Origin of the sequence: Ulvibacterium sp. (assembly GCF_965248315.1) — a bacterium.
Taxonomy (GTDB): Bacteria; Bacteroidota; Bacteroidia; order Flavobacteriales; family Flavobacteriaceae; genus Ulvibacterium.
Genome location: NZ_CBDFIX010000002.1, coordinates 4,224,244 through 4,242,328, shown reverse-complemented (window position 1 = coordinate 4,242,328; position 18,085 = coordinate 4,224,244). Strand labels below are relative to the sequence as shown.

At 41.9% G+C, this 18,085-nt stretch carries 16 protein-coding genes; 7 read left to right on the top strand and 9 right to left on the bottom strand.

The window, feature by feature from the left end:
* The first annotated feature begins 240 nt into the window (after window positions 1-240).
* The 4 genes from mnmA to ACP2AF_RS19720 all read left to right on the top strand — a co-directional run bounded on the left by mnmA (window position 241) and on the right by ACP2AF_RS19720 (window position 4,808).
* A complete protein-coding gene (gene mnmA, locus ACP2AF_RS19735) occupies window positions 241-1,431 on the top strand; it encodes a tRNA 2-thiouridine(34) synthase MnmA (protein ID WP_425237861.1) in 1,191 nt (396 codons plus the stop codon).
* 35 nt (window positions 1,432-1,466) lie between these two features.
* Window positions 1,467-2,420: an NAD(P)H-dependent flavin oxidoreductase gene (locus ACP2AF_RS19730; RefSeq protein ID WP_425237860.1), complete on the top strand. Its 954-nt coding sequence runs from the start codon at window positions 1,467-1,469 to the stop codon at window positions 2,418-2,420.
* 85 nt (window positions 2,421-2,505) lie between these two features.
* Window positions 2,506-4,215: a GMC oxidoreductase gene (locus tag ACP2AF_RS19725; protein ID WP_425237859.1), complete on the top strand. Its 1,710-nt coding sequence runs from the start codon at window positions 2,506-2,508 to the stop codon at window positions 4,213-4,215.
* 2 nt (window positions 4,216-4,217) lie between these two features.
* Window positions 4,218-4,808, top strand: a complete 591-nt coding sequence (locus ACP2AF_RS19720; protein ID WP_425237858.1) for a gluconate 2-dehydrogenase subunit 3 family protein — start codon at window positions 4,218-4,220, stop codon at window positions 4,806-4,808.
* A 31-nt stretch (window positions 4,809-4,839) separates the two neighbouring features.
* Here the strand turns inward: ACP2AF_RS19720 and ACP2AF_RS19715 are convergent, their stop codons facing one another.
* On the bottom strand, window positions 4,840-8,250 hold the full coding sequence (locus tag ACP2AF_RS19715; protein ID WP_425237857.1) for a HEAT repeat domain-containing protein: 3,411 nt from the start codon (window positions 8,248-8,250) through the stop codon (window positions 4,840-4,842).
* A 165-nt stretch (window positions 8,251-8,415) separates the two neighbouring features.
* Here ACP2AF_RS19715 and ACP2AF_RS19710 point away from each other — a divergent pair, with 165 nt between their 5' ends.
* Window positions 8,416-8,907, top strand: coding sequence for a hypothetical protein (locus tag ACP2AF_RS19710; RefSeq protein ID WP_425237856.1), 492 nt, complete (start codon window positions 8,416-8,418; stop codon window positions 8,905-8,907).
* On the opposite strand, the gene ACP2AF_RS19705 is transcribed toward ACP2AF_RS19710, so the two are convergent.
* From ACP2AF_RS19705 to ACP2AF_RS19670, 8 genes are all read right to left on the bottom strand, one after another.
* Entirely contained in the window at window positions 8,793-9,509 is a 717-nt protein-coding gene (locus tag ACP2AF_RS19705) for a pirin family protein (RefSeq protein WP_425237855.1), read from the bottom strand. The genes ACP2AF_RS19710 and ACP2AF_RS19705 overlap by 115 nt on opposite strands.
* A gap of 19 nt (window positions 9,510-9,528) precedes the next feature.
* Window positions 9,529-10,458, bottom strand: a complete 930-nt coding sequence (locus ACP2AF_RS19700) for an NAD-dependent epimerase/dehydratase family protein (protein WP_425237854.1) — start codon at window positions 10,456-10,458, stop codon at window positions 9,529-9,531.
* A gap of 107 nt (window positions 10,459-10,565) precedes the next feature.
* Window positions 10,566-11,897: a DUF58 domain-containing protein gene (locus tag ACP2AF_RS19695; protein WP_425237853.1), complete on the bottom strand. Its 1,332-nt coding sequence runs from the start codon at window positions 11,895-11,897 to the stop codon at window positions 10,566-10,568.
* A 3-nt stretch (window positions 11,898-11,900) separates the two neighbouring features.
* Entirely contained in the window at window positions 11,901-12,899 is a 999-nt protein-coding gene (locus ACP2AF_RS19690) for an AAA family ATPase (RefSeq protein ID WP_425237852.1), read from the bottom strand.
* On the bottom strand, window positions 12,886-14,106 hold the full coding sequence (locus tag ACP2AF_RS19685; RefSeq protein ID WP_425237851.1) for a DUF4350 domain-containing protein: 1,221 nt from the start codon (window positions 14,104-14,106) through the stop codon (window positions 12,886-12,888). Before ACP2AF_RS19685 ends, ACP2AF_RS19690 begins: the two co-directional genes overlap by 14 nt.
* The gene (locus ACP2AF_RS19680; protein ID WP_425237850.1) at window positions 14,099-14,839 is read right to left on the bottom strand and encodes a DUF4129 domain-containing protein; all 741 of its coding nucleotides are present in this window, start codon (window positions 14,837-14,839) and stop codon (window positions 14,099-14,101) included. The genes ACP2AF_RS19685 and ACP2AF_RS19680 overlap by 8 nt, the downstream gene beginning before the upstream one ends.
* Window positions 14,840-14,841: 2 nt before the next feature.
* Entirely contained in the window at window positions 14,842-15,723 is an 882-nt protein-coding gene (locus ACP2AF_RS19675) for a hypothetical protein (protein ID WP_425237849.1), read from the bottom strand.
* Entirely contained in the window at window positions 15,713-16,678 is a 966-nt protein-coding gene (locus ACP2AF_RS19670; protein ID WP_425237848.1) for a stage II sporulation protein M, read from the bottom strand. Before ACP2AF_RS19670 ends, ACP2AF_RS19675 begins: the two co-directional genes overlap by 11 nt.
* Window positions 16,679-16,710: 32 nt before the next feature.
* Here ACP2AF_RS19670 and ACP2AF_RS19665 point away from each other — a divergent pair, with 32 nt between their 5' ends.
* Together ACP2AF_RS19665 and ACP2AF_RS19660 are read left to right on the top strand one after the other, a co-directional pair.
* Complete coding sequence (locus ACP2AF_RS19665; protein WP_425237847.1) at window positions 16,711-17,427, top strand: RDD family protein; 717 nt, start codon at window positions 16,711-16,713, stop codon at window positions 17,425-17,427.
* A gap of 4 nt (window positions 17,428-17,431) precedes the next feature.
* A complete protein-coding gene (locus tag ACP2AF_RS19660) occupies window positions 17,432-18,043 on the top strand; it encodes a trimeric intracellular cation channel family protein (protein WP_425237846.1) in 612 nt (203 codons plus the stop codon).
* Window positions 18,044-18,085 lie beyond the last annotated feature (42 nt).

The following is an 18,085-nucleotide window of genomic DNA, read 5'->3' as shown; positions in this document are numbered from 1 at the left end:
ATTTATCCTTTATTAAATGTTTAACAAACGAAATAAGATTTTAGTATATTGATTTATAGGATATAAAAAAGAATATGTGGCTTTGCCACAGACAAGATGGTTCACAATTAAAAAGGTTGCTTTTGTTTATCTTTTTTTATTAAAAATTTAACAAAATTAAAAATAAATAGATACCTCAGTGTAGCACTTTACCTGTTATGCCGTGGTATTTTTGTAATTTTACGAGCTATACCAAGGGAGATGAAAAAAGTAGTAATCGGACTTTCCGGAGGAGTGGATTCCAGCGTTGCAGCCTATCTTTTAAAGAAACAAGGGTATGAGGTCATTGGGCTTTTTATGAAAAATTGGCACGATGATTCCGTGACCATATCCGAAGAGTGTCCCTGGTTGGAAGACAGCAACGATGCCCTTATTGTGGCGGAAAAATTAGGTATCCCGTTTCAGACTATAGATTTAAGTACCGAATATAAAGAACGCATTGTCGATTATATGTTCCGCGAATATGAAAATGGACGTACGCCCAATCCAGATGTGCTTTGCAATCGGGAAATCAAATTCGATGTTTTTCTTAAAATTGCGCTTCAATTGGGGGCCGATTATGTAGCTACAGGACATTATTGTAGAAAGGACATTAAAAAAAATGAAGATGGTACCGAAACCTATAGACTTTTGGCCGGCCTAGACAACAATAAGGACCAATCCTATTTTTTATGTCAACTTTCGCAAGAGCAACTATCTAGAACACTCTTTCCTATAGGGGAGTTGGCCAAGCCGGAGGTCCGTAAAATTGCTTCGGAGAACGATTTGATTACGGCAGACAAGAAGGACTCCCAAGGACTTTGCTTTATAGGTAAGGTACGATTGCCCGATTTTTTACAACAGAAATTGAAGCCTAAAAAAGGTGTTATTGTAGAGGTGCCGGCAAACATTCCCCAATATCTTAGCTCAAAACGGAAATTCGATACAAAGGAAGAAGAATTGGAGTTTATGTCCGAAAAACCAAGCTATAACTTAAAGGACGGTAGGGTAGTAGGCGAGCACCAAGGAGCACACTACTTTACCAAAGGACAGCGCAAAGGATTGGATGTTGGGGGTACCAAGGAACCTCTTTTTGTAATTGAAACGGATGTTGAAGAAAACATTATCTATACCGGGCAGGGTAAATCGCATCCTGGATTGTACAGAAGAACCTTGTTCGTTAAGGATGATGAAATCCACTGGGTACGTCCGGACCTGGCTTTGGATGTGGATGGTACAATGCAGGTTATGGCCCGGATTCGTTATCGCCAACCCTTACAAAAAGCTACCTTATACAAAATCGAGGGTGGGCTTTATGTCGATTTTGAAGAAAAACAGTCTGCTATTACAGAGGGTCAGTTTGTAGCCTGGTATAGAGATGACGAACTTTTGGGCTCAGGAGTGATTTCCTGAAGTTTACGACTGTATTCCTCCAGATGTTATAGTTTATGCAAAACAGGATAACACAACTCTTTGGTATAAAATATCCTATTGTTCAGGCCGGGATGGTTTGGGCCAGTGGATGGCGTTTAGCCTCCGCAGTCTCTAATGCAGGTGGATTGGGTCTGATAGGGTCAGGAAGTATGTACCCGGAAGTACTCAGAGAGCACATTCAAAAATGTAAACAAGCTACCGAAAAACCCTTTGGTGTAAATGTCCCCATGCTTTATCCAGACCTAGATAGGATTATTGATATTATTGTTGAAACCGGTGTTAAAATTGTATTTACTTCTGCCGGAAATCCCAAGACTTGGACATCTTATCTAAAAGAGAGGGGAATAACTGTAGTGCATGTGGTAAGTAGTGTCAAATTTGCTTTAAAAGCACAGGAAGCAGGAGTGGATGCTATTGTAGCCGAGGGTTTTGAGGCAGGGGGGCACAATGGACGTGACGAAACCACGACCCTGGTATTAGTACCTGCCGTTAAGGAAAAGATTAAAATACCCCTATTGGCTGCGGGGGGAATTGCCACAGGGAGAGCTATGCTGGCAGCTATGATACTCGGCGCAGATGGCGTGCAGATAGGAAGCCGATTTGTAGCCAGTTTAGAGGCTTCTTCCCATGAACTTTTTAAACAAGAAGTGCTCAAGGCCAAAGAAGGGGATACTGTGCTTACCCTAAAGGAGTTGGCTCCAGTACGATTGTTAAAAAACAAATTCTATAGGGACGTACAACGAGCATATGCAGATGATTGCAGCAGAGAGCAACTAAAAGCCTTGTTAGGCCGTGGCCGTGCCAAAAAAGGTATGTTCGAAGGGGATTTGGAAGAGGGGGAATTGGAAATTGGCCAGGTTTCCGCTTTGATCAATACCATAGAGCCTGCGGCGACCATTGTAGAGGAAATGATGGACGAGTTCTTCCAAGCAAAAAAGGAAACAGAGACCACTCGATTCTTGCCATAAACCATTTCTTTCCTGAAGTATTTAGACTTTTTTACGTAATGTTGATTATATTGTGTGGAGATTAACGATCAACTAAAATAACTCAATGGCAAATATCAATGGCAAGGCAGTTCAACAAAATACCTATGACGCCATAGTGGTAGGATCAGGTATTAGCGGAGGCTGGGCGGCGAAAGAATTGTGCGAAAAAGGATTAAAAACTTTGGTACTGGAACGGGGTAGGATGGTAAAGCATGTACAGGACTATCCTACCATGACCAAAGACCCTTGGGATTATGAACTTAGAGGTGCCCTGGAACATGAAGAAAAGCAAAAACATGCCAGTTCAATTACAAGAGTAGGATGGGGGGGTGAGGACACCGAACATTTTTTTGCAAACGATCAAGAGAATCCGTATACCGAGATTAAACCGTTTATCTGGATTCGCGGACATCAGGTTGGGGGTCGATCCTTGACATGGGGTAAACAAACATACCGATGGAGCGACCTTGATTTTGAAGCGAATGCAAAAGATGGCCATGGTGTGGATTGGCCCATTCGTTACAATGATATTGAACCCTGGTATACGTATGTCGAAAAATTTGCCGGAATCAGTGGTGAAGCTCTGGGTCTACCGCATTTACCGGACAGTCATTTTTTACCTCCCATGGAGTTGAACTGTGTAGAGAAGCATGCGAAAAAGAACATTGAAGAAAAATTTGAAGGAAGGCATCTCATTATAGGTAGATGCGCCCATCTGACCGAACCTATAAACGGCCGTGGAAAATGCCAGTTTAGAAATCGTTGCTCCCGGGGCTGTCCATATGGCGCTTATTTTAGTAGTAATGCGGTAACACTTCCAGCAGCCGAAAAGACGGGTAATCTAACCATGCGGTCCAATTCCATTGTAAGTTCCATTATTTACGATGACGAAAAAGGAAAAGCGACCGGAGTACGAATCGTAGATTCCGAAACCATGGAAGAGATGGAATACTACGCAAAAATTATTTTTTGCAATGCCTCGGCCATAAGTTCTACGAAGATTTTATTGAATTCCAAATCCGACCGTTTTCCCAATGGACTGGGCAATGACAGTGGTGAGTTGGGTCACAATCTTATGGACCATACGTATAAAGTAGGTGCCATGGGATCCATCGAAGGTTTTGAGGATCAGTATTATTCGGGGCGAAGACCCAACGGAATCTATATACCGCGTTATGTGAACCTCGATGAAAAAACCAAGTCCGATAGTTTTCTTCGGGGTTTTGGATACCAAGGCGGGGCAGGACGGTCTAACTGGGGTTCCGGAATTAATTCCGACAATTTTGGTGGCGATTTCAAGGATAAACTCTTCAAACCAGGACCTTGGGGCTTTTTCATTACTGGATTTGCGGAATGCCTTCCCTATCATGAGAACAAAGTAACGCTTAATTCCGATTTGAAAGACAAGTGGGGCCTACCTACGTTAAATATCGATTGTGAGTTCAAGGAAAACGAACTTAGAATGAACGATCAAATTAAATCGGATGCTGTAGATATGCTGGAAAAATCAGGATTCAAGGATATTTTGCCCTTCGATAATGAAAGTCCACCGGGTCATGGTATCCATGAAATGGGAACTGCCCGAATGGGCAAGGACCCCAAAACCTCTGTGTTAAATGGCTTCAACCAGGTGCACGCTTCTAAAAATGTTTTCGTAACGGATGGTGCATGTATGACTTCTTCCTCATGCGTCAATCCGTCCTTAACCTATATGGCAATCACGGCACGTGCAGCGGATCACGCCGTAAAAGAATTAAAAAGACAAAATATATAAGCATGGATAGAAGAATAGCCATAAAAAATACAGCATTATTAATAGGTGCTACTTTAGGGAGCTCTACTTTGACCGGCCTTTTGCAATCTTGCCAAAATCAAAAACGTATCGATTGGGTTCCTGTCTTTTTTAATGGGGAGCAAGCAGCCGTAGTTTCGGAAATTACCGAAATGATATTGCCCCGAACCGAGACTCCAGGAGCCAAGGACCTTAAGGTGGATATCTTTGTAGACCTAATGTTCGGAAAGACTCTTTCACCTGAAGATCAAAAACATGTAATGAAAGGATATGATCGATTTGAAGCGATTTGTCAAGAGAAGTTCAATGAATCTTTTATTAACTTAAGTGTCGACGAACGAAAAGAGGTTCTAGAACAGGTGGAAGTCGAAACCAATACATTTAATCCCGCGGTTTGGGGAAGCCCTTTGGGCAAACAGGAACCTGTAGATTTTTATAGGAGGGTAAAGCAATTTACTTTGGTAGGTTACTTTACTTCTGAAGAAATCGGGAAAAATCACTTGCAATATGACCCTATCCCAGGGGATTATAAAGGCTGCTTTCCCTACAATGGGGAAAATTCCTGGACATTATAAAAATACCAAAGGAAGGAACTTTCTTCAGAAGTCAATCGTCCTTTAAACTGGCCAGGAATTCCATCAGGTCCCGTAGCTCACGTTTATTGATCAGCAGACCCATGGGCGGCATTGCCGATGGCATGTTTTCCCTCTTTTTTATTCGTGAAATGGCTATCTCCATGGGTTCGGCATCTGAAGTCCTCAATATGATTTCTTCTTTTGTTTCCTCTTCTAGAACTCCTGTGACTTTTTGACCATCTTTCAACGTTAACCTTACGCTACCATAACCAGGAGCCAATCGGACACTGGGTTCTATGAGCGATTCCAGAAGTTGCTCCCGGGTTAGGAGGGCGCCGATGTTATCTAATGGCGGGCCTACTTGTCCACCTGCACCGTTTACCGCATGGCATCGTACACATTGAGCGGTAGGATTATTGGTAAAAACACTCCGTCCCCGCCACCAGTTGCCCCCGTAAAGGGTTTCCGTATAGGAATCCATGGTATTGCCATTGCTTTTTATTTTGTCAAGTTGTGCAATTAGTTTTTCGGAATTAGTAGCTTCCACGGCTTCAATAAGGTCTAGGATTACTCCTTGGGAGAGTTTGTTGTTATCGGCCATTTGAATCAATCCGCGTAACACATTTTCGCTTTTGTCCAGGGAGAGCTCACCTAAAACCCCTAGCATTTCTTGTTGTTCAAGCACGGAGCCGTTTTTGAAAATAGGATTTACAATATTTGGCAGTTTGTTTTTACTTACATCCAATTTTCCTATAAGTCCCACGGCAACGGATCTAACCTTTTCACTTTTATCCTTCATGCCCATTTCCATGGCCATTTGGATATTGGACCCGTCCAATTGGGCTAGGGCCCCAAGAGCGGCGGCACGAACCTCGGCATCGGAATTTCTTCGCATGAGACCGTATAAATCCGAATTATGGGAATCGATACCCAATTCACCTAAAACCTTCATTGCTCCAACGAGTATGGCTGGATCCGCTTCATTGAGAAAAAGTGGAATGTCCTTTTCAATTTTTTGTTTTACCGCATTGGGATCTCTAGTAATTTCACCCCTAAAACGGCCATCCACACGATCCAAAACGGATGGGGATGCCCAGGAACCAATTACCTCCAAGGCTTCCCTTCTTAAACCACTACTGACTTCTTGCCGTTTGGCAAAGGCAATAAGGTTATCCAATTCCTTTTCACCACCAACGCGCAGTGCCGCATTGATACTTCTTCGTAACAAAGGTTCGGAGGAGAACCTTTCTTGGGTAAGGGTCTCCGCTAAATCCGGCAATGCTTCTTCAATGGACCAATCATCGTTTATAGCCCGGGCCGCTTCGGTAACAATGTATTCGTCGGCATCCTTTAAAAATTGCGATACCCGGGCATCTTGTAACCTTCTAAGAACAAGCACGGCTGCAATACGAAGGCTTTTTTGGGGATTGTCCACAAGGTTAAGCATCGGTTCTGCTTCTCCAATACGTGACAAGGCCAAAACGCCTGCATGCCTTAGATAAAGATCCTTGTCGTCATTGGCCAAAACCATATCCAGCAAGGGTTGTACGGCCTCAGTGTATTCTATTCTGCCCAGGGCCTGTGCAGCATAAAATTTTACCCGGTCATTTTCATGTTTCAGTAATTGGACTAGGGCCGGACCAGCTTCAGAGTATTTTACGTCGCCCAAAACCTTGGCCGCCTGAGCAATAATTTCCGTATCTTTATCGGACAAGAGTTCCAACAAAATTTCCGCCTTATCCTCATTAGTAGCGGCGATTTGACCTATGCCCCATATGGCATGGATGCGTGCAAACTGGTTTGCACCCTCTTTGGCAACATCCTTTAAGGCCCTATATCCCCAAAAGGTACTTTTAACCAATTGAAACTGGGCTTTTTTACGAATCCGCATATCAGGATAGGATAACAGGTTGATCAACTCTTCTGTGGATTGATCCTCATAATCCAAGGTCATAAGACGTTGCGTTTCTTTGCGTTCCTGGCTTAGGTCGTTTTTTCCTTCTTCCACATCCAATTTCCAGATACGACCATAATTTTTGGTTCCCCATCCGTTGATCCAATCGGCCAGATATAAGGCTCCATCCGGCCCGAATTTTAGGGCAGTGGGCAGAACTCCACTAAGCACATCTATATCCGATTGGAGTTCAAAAGAAGCCCCCTTAGGCTTTAAATCGAAAGACCAGATGTGGGAACGTCCAGGGTCGCCAACGAATTCGACCAAAAAGAAACGGTTTAGCCAATCCTTGCCCAGGGCGGTTCCGGGGTTATAGGCCATTCCGGTGGGACCGTTGTGAAAGTTGGCAATTGGAGGTATAATATAGGCCGCTTGTCCTTCCCATCTTGGAACATAGAGTTTTTCGTCCATCCAAACCTTGTAGCTGTTGTTTTTTGGATCGGTATATTTACCATATTGCCAATTGGCACGCCATCCGGCATCAGATCCCTCCACGATATGGACCAAACGCTCGCTCTCCCCGGCATGATCCCCATCGTTATCCGAGGAAATGATGTTCCCGTAGGCATCGAAGACAAATTCATGTGTATTTCGGAGTCCGCGAGCAAATACCTCAAAATCAGTTCCATCGGGATTGCTCCGTACTATAACGCCTTGATTGGGATAATGGTGTTTTTCACCATCCACAGTGGTTATACTGGCACCGATATCCCCAATGCCCCAATAAATCTTTCCGTCCGGACCCTCAACCGCCCCGGACATTCCATGGGCTCCAAACCCGATATGTACGGCAAATCCATGGGCTATGGAAGTTTTCTCATCCAATACTTGATCCTCGTTGGTATCCGTAAGCCGCCACATATCTGGCCCCACACCCACAAATACCTCTTCGTTCCGGACCAATAGCGCTCCGGCAACATCCGTGATTTCTTCATTAAAATCCTCTAAAATTCGGGTCGACTTGTTGGCAAGGCCACTGTTATTAGTGTCCTCTAGCATCCATACCTCATCCTTTTCAACGGTAAGGTCTTTCCAGTCGTGGATGCTATCATTGTTCAAATCCGGGAACCATTCATTTTCCTTGCTCTTTTCAGGGGAAAAAGTGGAGCGCAAAAAATTCCTTCTATCTTCAACGGATTGCAAGGAGATGGATGCCGTCATCCAATCTTGATGACCTCGGATATCGAATTCCGAATTTTTTTGTCGATTGGTACTCGTCAAATAGATTTTGCCAAAATCATCGATGTCCATGGCGATAGGGTCGGGAGCCAAGGAATCGGATGCCCATAGGCTTAAAACAAGTCCATCCGCAATCTTGGGAGCTATGTTTTTTCTGGCTTCCAAGGCCTTGGCCATTTCCTGTAACGAATCCTCATAAACGACCAAAGGCATTTCCTTTGGTTTATTGGACTTCGTGCTGCAAGATGTAAAAATGGACAAGGATATGAATAGGAATATGAAGATTCGGGAGGGGATATTACATTTCATTATGTGCTTATGTTTTGGTATTGAAGGTTTGTACGGACTAAAATAAGGAATTCCGGCTCAAGAAGAATTCTATCACCATATATTGTTTTCAAACCGAATTCTTTTTATGGATTTCCTGTGGTATGAAATTGCAAGTACAAATTTTTTCATTCCGAATAAATACGATTGAAACTATTGCTACTTTTGAAGACCATGAAACATGTAATCGCTTTATTTGTATTTACCTTAATAGCTTTTCAGGGCAACGCGCAGCTAGAACAAGATAAAGTATTGCACTTTGGAATAGGAGCCTTATGTGGTGTAGGCGGAGCCGTTCTAGCGGATGAACTCTCGGATGGAAATCGGTTTTGGATCTTTACTGGGGCGGTAGCAGGCAGTCTCTTGGCAGGAACGGCCAAGGAAGCTTTAGATGAAAAGCAAAACAACGCTTGGGACAACGGCGATCTTGCGGCCACGGTTCTGGGTGGAATTTCCGTAGGTGTTACCATAGAGTTGTTTTCTGGAAAAAAAAGAAAGACCAGACGACAAACTAAGATAACGGTTTATGAAAGGACCATGGGAACTTCCATTGTCAATACCTTGGATCGTTTCTTGGATTCTAGAATAAACCCATCTATCTCCCAAATTCCGTATCCATCCCGTTTTCCCAAAGATTGATTATTAATGATGACTTCCCCATCTAACACAAAAATGTATACCCCATTATTTTTTTTCTTTATGGTGTAGGTTTCCAAGGAACCCGTATCAAAGTCCCCTAAATGAAACCATGCATCTTGATGTACCCAGACTCCTTGGTCTTGCTTGTTTGGAGACAGAATTTGATAAAAGACGTTTTTCCTTTCGATATCCTTTAAGGATATTTGATCATACCGTGGCTCCACGTCTTGCTTATTGGGAAACATCCAAATCTGAAGGAACTTCACGGGTTTGTCAGGATTCTTATTGTACTCACTATGTTGAATACCGGTACCGGCACTCATGACCTGAACATCTCCCTGCTTAATGATGGCAGAATTCCCCATACTATCCCTATGCTGTAAATCACCTTCCAGGGGAATAGAAATGATCTCCATGTTGTTATGAGGATGTGTGCCAAATCCCTTGGCTTCGGAAACTATATCGTCATTGAGTACCCGTAATACGCCGAAATTCATTCGATCCGGATTGTAGTAATTGGCAAAACTAAACGTATGATGGGAATCCAACCAACCGTGATTGGCATGGCCTCGGCTTTCGGCTGTATGTAAAATGGATGGCATAACTAATCAATTCTAAATTTCAACTATGGTCAATTTTAATAATGCTCTTGATCCCTTCCAAATAAGGTGTGGGGGAAAGGTTAAACCGCTTTTCAAATTTGCTACTGTCAAAAACATAGGTTCTATCATACTGATATAGCATTTCTACCATCTCTTTCATAATGGGGATAAATAACCCGAATATCCGTACCAAAAGTCTTGGGGCAGTTTGGTACTTTGGTGGTGCTCCCATTTCTTTGGCAATGGTCTCTATCCACTCTTTTCCTGTATACGGATTTGATGCGGTAGGCAAATGCCAGACTTCGTTATAGGCATCTTCGGTATTTCCCAATAGGGCCATTGCTTTTCCGGCATCCGGAGTATAGGTAAAAGAGTGCCTTTGGTCAACGGAAACCAACCAATTGGCCTTTTGATTTGAAGCCAGTTTCTTGAATACCATTTCCGTCAACATGCTGGTCTGCTTTATGGATGGGCCATAAAAATCCGCAGATCGCGCGATGAGCGCTGTAAGTTCTCCTGCTTCAATCTGATTCCAGATCATCTGTGCAATTTCGGCCCGGATCTTTCCTTTTTGGCTTGGTGGATTTATGGGCGTATCCTCTGTCATACCGTTTAGATGGCCTTTATCGTACATATAGATGTTATCAAAGAAGACCAATTTTGAGTTATTGGCCTTACAAGCGTTAATAACATTTTCCATAAACTTGGGCCAACTCTCCTGCCAGACTTTAAAACTATAGGGAAATCCTACGGTGACATAAACGATGGAAGAGCCTTTTACAGCTTTTTGGACCGCATCCGGATTCAGCAAATCAGCGGATACCAGTTGGTCCGTTGTATTCACTTTTACTGGATTTCGGCTTACCAATCGTATGTTGGTAGTATATTGGGTAAGTGCCTTGGCAAGTTCCGTGCCTATGGCACCTCCGGAGCCTAAAATTGTTTGCATGGCTTTTGTTCTTTAGGGTTGATGAACCCTGTTAAAGTTAACAAACTTTTGTCCGTTATCTTTTGCACTCCCCATGTTTTGTTATCCTAATTTTTTGAAAGGTCATCTTATAAAAGTCCGCGCGCCTTTATCTCCAAATATTTATTGATGGTATTAATGGTGAGATCTTCAGGCTTGGTTAGGATGGTCTGTATGCCATATCGTTGCAATTCCTTTTGCATTAGCCGTTTTTCCAGGGAAAACTTTTCGGCTATAGTTTTATGGTAAATGGCCTGTAAGTCCTCTGCATCAGTGGATATGAGTTCCTCCAGTTCAGTGTTCTCAAAAAAGATTACTACCAGCACATGATGTTTTGCCATGGCCAAAAGAAAGGGTAATTGCCGCCTGAGCCCTGAAATATGTTCAAAGTTTGTATAGAGGAGCAATAGGCTTCTATGGGTCACCTTTCGTTTAATATGTGCATAAAGCAATCCAAAATCGGAATCGGTAAACTCGGTGGTAATGTTATATAGTTTTTCCAAAATGGTATTAAGGTGGGTAATCTTCCGCAGCGCTGGGACGAAGGATTCAATGTTCTTTGAAAAAGTAAGCATTCCCGTTTTATCGTTTCTTTTTAAGGCCACATTGGAAAAGGCCAGGGTAGCATTAATGGCGTAGTCCAATAATTTTAACTCGTTAAAGGGCATTTTCATTACCCTACCCGTGTCTATTAGAGAATAAATGGGTTGTGATTTTTCATCCTGATATTGATTGACCATCAAATGATTATGCTTGGCGGTAGCCTTCCAATTTATAGTTCTAAAATCATCTCCCCTTACATATTCCTTTATCTGCTCGAACTCTTGGGTATGCCCGATGCGGCGGATTTTTTTTAGACCGAATTCCGTTAGCTTATTGCTTATGGCGAGAAAATCATAGTGTTGCATTTGGATGATACTTGGGTATACAGGCACCATTTGATCTTTTTGAAAGACAAAGCGTCGCTTTACAATTCTTAGGGGTGACGATGCGTACAGATTCAGGCTGCCAAATACATATTCGCCCCGGTCCACGGGGCGAACCGAATACCCAAACGTTTTCCATTCTCCTTTTGTGATATGTGTGTTATGTATAAAATCCCTTTTTTGAAATTGGGTCGGGAGTTCATCAATAATGGATATATAGGTTTTAAAAGGATAATATGTGGTAAACTTGATGCTTAGAGGGTTTATATCACTATTGGATAGTTTTTGGGGAAGCTTCCTTTGCGCTTCAAGGCCTTTTGTATGGGAATAGAGCAAATAGGCATCGAACAGGAGTAGGCCCAGAAGCACCCATGTAAGCAACCACGCAACGGGATAAAGCCAAGGCAGCCAATACGATAGCACAAAACATGCGGATAATACGGCAAGGTATCTGAAAAATGTGTTATGTATGTAGAACGACCTTAAAAAATGCACGGCTTAACGTGGTATTTCAACAGATTCCATAATCATTTGTACAACACCATCCGTGGTAACCCCTTCCATTTCACGTTCCGGAGTAAGGATAATCCGATGGTTCAGTACCGGAACCAAAGCTTTTTTTACATCTTCGGGAATAACAAAATCGCGTCCATTGATGGCAGCAAAAGCCTTGGCAGCGTTTAAAGTGGCTATAGAGGCCCTGGGAGAACCACCCAGATACAAATGGGGATGGTTACGGGTTTTTGTGATGATGTTTGCGATGTACTTGACTATTTTTTCTTCGACAATAATTTCCTGGATCTTAGATTTATAATCCGCCAACTGTTTCGGTGTAATAACAGACTTTATCATTTCCTGAGGTTTTGAACCTTGCCGTTCATGATGGGTCTGAATGATTTGTATTTCTTCTTCAACCGATGGGTAAGCAACTTTTATCTTAAAGATAAATCGATCTAATTGTGCTTCCGGCAATGCGTAGGTGCCTTCTTGTTCAATAGGATTTTGTGTGGCCAACACCATGAAGGGTGTTTCCATGGTATAGGTTGTGCCATCCATGGTTACCTGGCGTTCCTCCATGGTCTCGAACAAAGCGGCCTGGGTCTTCGCGGGCGCGCGATTAATTTCATCGATCAATATGATATTCGAAAAAATAGGGCCTTGTTTAAACTCAAATTCTGAAGAGTTTACATTAAAGATGGAAGTCCCCAGAATGTCACTGGGCATTAGGTCCGGGGTAAACTGGATCCGACTAAAATCGGTCTTTAATGTCTTGGCAAAAAGTTTGGCCGTAATGGTTTTGGCAATCCCGGGAACTCCCTCTATAAGCACATGACCATCCACTAAAAGGGATACGATGAGCAGTTCTATAAAGTCTTTTTGACCTATAATGACCTTGGAAAGTTCAACCTTGATATCGTCGACAGTTTTTTTTAGGTCTTTCAACGGAATACGACTGTTAAAACTAAGCTCCTCTTCTGGAGTACTATTTTCTTCCATTTGCTTTTACTTTGAATTTTTCTATTAATGTATTTAGCTTTTTGAGTTCGATATCACTTATTTCTGTACGAACTTTTAGTTTTTCTATAAGGTTGAACAATTCCTTCACTCCTTCTACGGAATGGTTACTACGGGATGCAAGGTTGCTATAAAATCCTTCATCCCTGTTTTGGGTATCCAAATAAAAATGAGACCGCAGGTATTCCAAAAAGTGGGCTATTTTATGCTCGGCTATCTGTTTTTGTTCCCCTTTTTCAAAATACATATCCGCGATGGTCCTAGTAAAGGCAAGTGTTTGATTTTTTAGGGGACGCACTACAGGTATGGCCCGCTGCTTCCTTTTGCCCTCAAAAACCACATAAAAAAGAGTACCTATCAATGCAATGTAGTAGGCCCATTTTAATGCTTTGGTGTTCAAGAAAATATGCATTGGAGATGTATAAAATGTTTTTCCGGCCTTATGATGATTATCCATATAGACAGTTCGCGAACCATCCAAATAGGACAATAGACCGGCTGTGTAATCTTTATTTCCTTCCTTTAGAATAAAGTAATTGGTAAATGCCTTGGGAAATAAAGAAAGGATAATTTCACCTTTGCCGAACTTTTGTTTGATAACATTAAAGTGTGCCGTTTGAATACTATCGCTTACGGATGGGATTTCCACCGCTCCCAAAATATGGGTCTTCAAGGTATCCAAAGATTCAAAATAGGAGGCATAACTATCTTTATTAAATGGATAGGGGGAATCCTTTTTTAGCATGGGATGAACCAATTTATGAAATTGTACCCCTTCCTCGCCAAAGCCTGCGTAAAGAGAGCCGGTTTCTACATGTAACGTGTCCAATAATTGCTCTTCAAAACCTCCCGCGGCCATAAATAGGTTATTGCCTTGGGCCGTCCAGTCCAAGAGTGCATTCAATTCCGTTTCCCCGAATTCAATACGGTCGTTTACAAAAAAGTAGGTACCTTTTATACTGGAATTGGTGGTTAAAAATTCAAAAGGCGAAACATGTATTTGTTCAATATTACCCGAAAAAAAATGTGCCATGACCTCATTGAGCACATAAGTGCCATAGGGTATTTTGTGCTGCATAACATAAGAAGGAAACCAATTGATTTCCTTTGGCTTATTGTACTGCATAAGCATTAAAAGAGCAACGGTCAGTAGGGCTATTATGATATATGTGACTCCCTTTTTACCCATTTTTAAGTATTCTTTTTTTAAAGGAGGTAAAATTGGTTTCAAGCCTAGTATATTTAGCCTCATCGATATCAAACTCCCCGTACCAGATATAGTCGTACAACCGGGTAATATGGCCGAACGGCTGTTTCAGTTCAAGTTCTTCAATTTCGGAGATATAATCGGCATTGGTCTTCTGAAGCTGCCATTCTATAAACTCTCCATCACTAAGCATTTTTAAAATATGCAGATAGTAATAGCGTATCGCCAAACGATAGTCCTTTTGTTGTATGGCCTCTTGAATCAACTGTTGTATGTCCTCGTTTTTAATAATATGCTCCTCCTCGGAAAGCGTTACCAAGGATGGATTTTTTTTGGAATAAAACAGTGACCTTGCATTGATGTTTAGAAAAAACTTAATGAGTAAAAAGAGAAGCAACCCCAAAAGGACATAAGGTATCCAGCTGAAAAATTCTGCTAAAAAGCCTGCCGCCTTTTCTACACCAAAAAGCCATTGGAAAAAGCGGAGGAGTAAATTCCAAAGCCAGGTCAAAAAATTATCCCACCAAGAAGGGCTGGATTCAATGACCTCATAATTAAAGTCAGGATTGTCCTTAAAGGTTTGTAAATCCTCATCCGTTATTTTTTTGATTTCTAAAGGCCCGGTATCAAAAATAGGGCCAGTGGAATCCTTTTGTCCCAAAACCGAAATTGTCCCTAGAATTAAAAGGCAGAAAAAAGGTAAAAATTTCCGCATGCCTAATTTTCAGGGGTTTTACCTAAATTTTGGATGCGTTCGTAGGTACCTGTGAAATTCTTTTTCTCGTTTAAGTTAAAATATACAAAGGCAGCCGCAATAACGGATATCAAATTGAGCAGAAGACTGGCCAAGGTGCTTAGTACATTTAACAGGATGTAGATAGGATCTACAAAATTGCCCGTCATGGTTTCGGCATCCAATTCTCCGGAAAAAATGCCCATTTTCATCCAGCTATAGATGGCGGCCGGTATGTTAAAGGCATAGCTGGCGATACCAACGATTATACCAATGACCAATAGTGTGGCAAAGGTAATCCACCATTCATCCTTTATTAGTGTAAAGCTATATCCATAGGCATCCGTAGCTCCTTTTTGGTCAAATACCAATACGGAAAAAGAAAGCACCAAAGGTACATATAGGTAAACTCCGGGAATGACGCAGGCCATAAATCCGGCTATGATGGATAGTACCACCAAAAACCCTAGTCCAATAAAACTCCATAAGGTGGCGTATACTTCCCTTTTAATTTCGGCCAAATCAATACTGCCTTTGTTGTTTGCATAGGATTTTATATAATGCAAGGTTGTGGATTGTGAGATTGAATAGACCAGTACCAAGGAAATTAGGAAAACAAAAAGAGACAACACCATTACGGCTCCTCCAAATATCTGATCGGATGGTTCTGATCCAATATCAAAAAAAGGTTGAAACGAATACAGATAAAACCCTGAAGCTACAAGCAATACAACTAAATATGGGCCGACTATCTTGAAGTATGTAGCGAAAAAGGGTTTAAATTGGCTACGGAGAAAGGCAAAGGTATCGGACAGAATCTCGCCAAGTTCGCGTTGTTTTTTAAACTCAATGTAGTCATCCTTCATGGTTTAGCTTTTTATGGATTTGTCTCGGATATATAATATAATAGAATGTAATGAGTGCTAAGGATCCACCAATAATCAGAATAGCCAATGCATCTGGCATTTCAGTATGTCGGGTAACGAACCCTTCCAGAAATCCGGCGATAATGAAGAAGGGTACGGTGCTGATCATGATTTTCAGACCGTTTTTCACTCCCCTTTTAAAAGACTCCAATCGGGTGTAGGTGCCGGGGAACAGCATTCCATTGGCCAACACCAAACCTGCACATCCTGCTATAATAATGACAGAAATCTCTATGGTACCATGGATCCAAATGGTACGTACAGACTCCCATAGAAGCCCCTTGTCATAAAAAAAATATTGAAAACTACCCAGCATTATACCGTTCTGTAGCATAATGATCAAGGTGCCTACACCAAGAAAAATCCCATAGGCAAAGGCCAAGAGGGCCACACGGATATTGTTGATGGTTATGCCTAGGAACATGTTGAACTCGCCCATCTCCTTGTAAACGGCCATGGGGTCACCCTTTTCTATATTTTCCAAGGTCATGTTTACATAACCATCCCCTAAAATAGATCGGACAAAATCTCCCTCATTGGCCGAAGAAAAAGCGCCTACCACAACAAAAAAGGAAAAAACCAGAAAAGCGATGAGCAATTCCCTATGATGGTAATAGAACATAGTGGGAAACTCGGCCTTCCAAAACTCTACAATGCGATTTTTAGGCTCCCTTTTAGTCCTATATATTTTTTGATGTGCTTGTGATGCAAGGGAATTTAGATAAAATTCCGTATTGCTACCACCATAAAAGGTCTTGGCATAACTGAGTTGGTCTGTGATTTCAATGTAAAGGTCGGACAATACATCGGGCGCTATCTTCGTTTTGTTGGACAGGGCATTTTCAAAAACAGCCCATTTGTCTTTATTTTGCTTTACGAATGCCGCCTCGCGCATCAACTTTGGGTTTACCTCAAAGAAACGAAACTATGGAACAATTTCAAATAGAAACGGCCCAAAATATAAGTATCGATCAAAATACGGCCCATCTCGGAGACCGCATGCTGGCGTACATCATAGACAGTTTTGTTATACTGGTCTATACAGTATTAATGATTTGGTTGTTGTTGGCACTTGACGTAGATTTTGCTGATATGTGGGCACTGTATTTACTATTGAGTTTACCTGCTTTTTTGTATTACGTTCTCTTGGAAACCTTTACGGACGGGAAGACTATCGGTAAGAACCTTATGCACATTCGTGTTGTAAAATTGGATGGTTCAAAGCCTAATTTTGCTAGTTATTTCGTTCGATGGATTTTACGGATAATCGATGTGGCCTTAAGTTCCGGAGGGGTGGCGGTATTGACCATATTGATCAGGGGCAAAGGACAGCGTGTAGGGGATATTGCCGCTGGCACTACGGTTATAAGCGAGCGTAAAAGGGTCTTTTTAAAAGACACTATCTTACGGGAATTGCCCCAAGATTATGCTCCAAAATTCCCCCAGGTCACTGTTTTTAAGGATAGGGAGATGCAGACCATAAAGGAGCTTTATGATGCGGCACGAGTAAACGGAGACCACCAAATTATTGTTTCTTTGAGTGATAAGATCAAGGAAGTGGCCGAAATAGTTACGGATTTAAAACCTATTGATTTCGTGGATATTGCCATTAAGGATTACAATTACTATACCCAACAGTTATAATCCCATGTTCTACTATATAATTGATATTCTAGGAACCATTGCCTTTGCCATTTCGGGAGTATTGGTGGCCATGGAAAAAAAGCTGGATCTTTTCGGGGTGTGTATTATTGCCTTTGTCACCGCGGTAGGAGGGGGAACCCTAAGGGATATGCTTATCGGCGATACTCCTGTTATGTGGATGCGCAGTTCTGATTATGTTATTACTATTTTGGGATCCGTAGTCTTCGCCATACTTTTCGTGAACCAGTTAAAGTATTTGAGGCGAACACTCTTTTTGTTCGATACCATTGGTATAGGGCTTTTTACAATGGTAGGAATAGAGAAAGGAATTTCAGCCGATCTAATGCCCGTAATGTGTATTTTCCTAGGAACCATTACAGCTTCTTTTGGTGGAGTGATCCGTGATATCCTATGCAATGAGATTCCTGTGATTTTCAGAAAAGAAGTCTATGCCACAGCATGTGTTTTTGGAGGAATCAGCTATTTCCTTTTGATCAAGTTGCCTTGGGCCGGGGCCTTTTCCTACGTCACAGCGATTCTTATTATCATTATTATCCGATTATTGGCCGTCCGTTTTAAGATTGCTTTGCCTAATATCTACAGAAACAAAAAGTAAAACTTCAAATTTCAAATTACAAGGACCAAAATCCAACTTCCC